Source organism: Rathayibacter tanaceti (assembly GCF_001634385.1).
Taxonomy (GTDB): domain Bacteria; phylum Actinomycetota; class Actinomycetes; order Actinomycetales; family Microbacteriaceae; genus Rathayibacter; species Rathayibacter tanaceti.
The window spans coordinates 1-3070 of sequence record NZ_LIIN01000197.1; the positions used below are offsets into that span (position 1 = coordinate 1).

Sequence of the window (3070 nt, forward strand, 5' to 3'; positions counted from 1 at the left end):
CGCGGTCGAGGAGGCCGAGGCCGTCGCGCAGTCCGAACCGCTTGTTAAGCTGGACTACCTCGTCGTCGTGAACCCTGCGACACTCCTCCCGGTCGACGCCGACCATCGCGGTCCGGCCCTCGTGCTCGTCGCCGCGATCGTCGGCACCACCCGCCTCCTCGACAACGGCCCGATCCTGCTCGACTGATCCCGGCCGCCCGTCTCCTACCGAAAGCATCGCGATCCGCCATGGCCGACACCTCCGCCGCCCCCGTGCCCCCGACCGAGCAGCCCGAGGCCGAGCGGACGCCCACTGAGCAGCAGGTCGCCGACCGTGAGGCGTCCGAGCAGAAGGCCGTCCGCCTCGCCAAGCGCGAGCGTCTGCTCGAGCTCGCGGGTGATGACCTCGGCGGCGGTGCTTACCCCGTCGCCGTCGGAGTCACCGACACGATCGCCGCCGTCCGTGCCCGCCATGAGGGGATCGAGCCCGATGTGAAGACCGGCGAGCGCGTCGGCCTCGCCGGACGCGTCGTGTTCCAGCGCAACACCGGCAAGCTCTGCTTCGCGACGCTCCAGGCGGGCGACGGCGAGCGGATCCAGGCGATGGTCTCGCTCGGCGACGTCGGTGACGAGTCGCTGGCGGCGTGGAAGGAGCTCGTCGACCTGGGCGACCACCTCTTCGTGGAGGGCGAGGTCGTCTCGAGCAAGCGCGGCGAGCTGAGTGTCTGGGTGTCGGAGTGGACGATCGCCGCGAAGGCGATCCTGCCGCTGCCGAACCTGCACAACGAGCTGGGCGACGAGACCCGGATGCGTCAGCGCTACCTCGACCTGATCGTGCGACCCCAGGCCCGCGAGACCGTCGTGGCGCGCGCGCGGGTGAACGCCTCCCTCCGCAGCACCTTCGCGGCCCACGACTTCCTCGAGGTCGAGACCCCCATGCTCCAGGTGATGCACGGCGGCGCCTCCGCCCGCCCGTTCGCCACCCGCTCGAACGCGTTCGACGCCGAGCTCTACCTCCGCATCGCGCCGGAGCTCTTTCTCAAGCGCGCGGTCGTCGGAGGCATCGACCGGGTCTTCGAGATCAACCGCAATTTCCGCAACGAGGGCGCCGACTCCACGCACTCGCCCGAGTTCGCCATGCTCGAGCCTACCAGCGTACGGCGACTACACCGCGATCGCTGATCTCACGCAGGAGCTGGTCCAGAACGCTGCGCAGGCGGTCGCCGGCTCGCATGTCGTCATGTGGGCCGACGGCACCGAGTTCGATCTGGGAGGCGAGTGGGACCGGATCTCGATGTACGAGAGCCTGTCGCTCGCGGCGGGCCTTGCGATCACTCCCGAGACGCCGCTGGTCGAGCTTGAGACGCTCGCCGCTCGCGAGGGCGTCGAGGTGCACGTGCCCACCCACGGCAAGTACGTCGAGGAGCTGTGGGAGCACTTCGTGAAGGGCTCGCTCAGCCGCCCCACCTTCGTCATGGACTTCCCCGTCGACACCTCGCCGCTCGTGCGCGCGCACCGGAGCATCCCTGGCGTCGTGGAGAAGTGGGACCTCTATGTCCGCGGCTTCGAGCTGGCGACCGGATACTCCGAGCTGGTCGACCCGGTCGTGCAGCGCGAGCGCTTCGTCGAGCAGGCCCGCCAGGCCGCCGCGGGCGACGACGAGGCGATGCGCTTGGACGAGGATTTCCTCCGCGCCCTCGAGCACGGCATGCCCCCGACCGGCGGGATGGGGATGGGCATCGACCGCCTGCTGATGGCGGTCACCGGCCTCGGCATCCGCGAGACGATCCTGTTCCCGCTCGTCAAGTAGGGTCGCAGGAGCCGCACGCGTGCGGCTCCGCCTGCGAGGAGAGACATGGCCAGGGCATCGAGCGTCGTCGCGGTCGTCGCGGCGGGCATCCTCACGGCCGCGCAGTTCGGTGTCGGTGCCTCGATCGCCGCCTCGGTCCTCACCTCCTCCGGCGATGTCGGCACCGCACTGGCCGACCGGCGGGCAGCGGAGGCGTTCACGCCCGACGACACGATCGCCGGCTTCGCCGAGCGCACCGGCATGTCGCAGCGGGGCCGCGCCCTCTACTACGCGTCGAGTCCTTCGGTCGAGCCGACCACTGGATTCAACGATCGATGCGGTTACGGCGCGTCCGACGACATCGTGCTCGGCTGTTACACCGGCACCGACATCTTCATCTCGGACGTCTCGAACCCGGACCTCGACGGCGTGCGCGACGTGACCGCGGCCCACGAGATGCTGCACGCCGCGTGGGTGCGGCTCGACTCCGCCGAGCAGGCAGCGCTGGGCGCCGAGCTCGAGGCCGTGTACGCGACCCTCCCGCAGGACGGTCCGATCGCGGAGCGGCTCGAGCTCTACCGCACGGGCGGGCTGGGCGAGCGGGTCAACGAGCTGCACTCCATTCTGGGCACGGAGGTGGCCGATCTGCCGCCGGCGCTGGAGCAGCACTACGCGGAGTTTTTCGACGACCGCTCCGCCGTCGTCGCCTTGAACGCGCGCTACGAGGCCGTGTTCACCGGCCTCGAGAACCGGATCGACGATCTCGTCGCCCGGATCGAGAGCGCCTACACAGACCTGACGGCGCGGGTCGACGCGAACAACGCCGAGTACGACGCGCTCAACGTCGAGATCGATGCCTTCAATGCTCGGGCCGACAGCGGCGACTTCGGCTCGACGGCCGAGTTCGAGGCCGAGCGTGCCGATCTGCTCGAGCGCGGCCGGGCCGTCGATGCGACCCGGGCTGCCATCGACGCCGACATCGCCGGCTACGACGCGCTGCGCTCCGAGCTCGAGGGGTTGAACGCCGATGCGGCGGCCCTGAACAAATCGGTCCAGAGCCGATAGCAGGACGCCGAAGCCTTCCGCGCACCGCGGCGCCGACCAGGGGCGGCCTCCCTGCTGCCACGGGTAGGATCGCCCCATGGACTGGGAGCTGTGGAATCAGGGGCTGTGGGCCCTCCTGCCGACTGTGACGGTCGGGCTGATCTTCTGGTTCGTGATGCGCGCCGTCCTCCGCTCGGACCGCAACGAGCGCCGCGCCTACGACCGCATCGAGGCGCGCGAGCGAGCGCGCCGCGGCCT

General features: G+C 70.4%; 2 protein-coding genes and 1 pseudogene. All 3 read left to right on the forward strand.

The window, feature by feature from the left end:
- Positions 1-187 (forward strand): pantoate--beta-alanine ligase (locus tag ACH61_RS14680; RefSeq protein WP_201787620.1); only part of this gene is annotated, 187 nt, incomplete at its 5' end.
- 41 nt (positions 188-228) lie between these two features.
- Positions 229-1789, forward strand: a pseudogene (gene lysS / locus ACH61_RS14685) (lysine--tRNA ligase).
- A 45-nt stretch (positions 1790-1834) separates the two neighbouring features.
- Entirely contained in the window at positions 1835-2833 is a 999-nt protein-coding gene (locus tag ACH61_RS14690) for a hypothetical protein (RefSeq protein WP_068213472.1), read from the forward strand.
- The last annotated feature ends 237 nt before the right edge of the window (positions 2834-3070 follow it).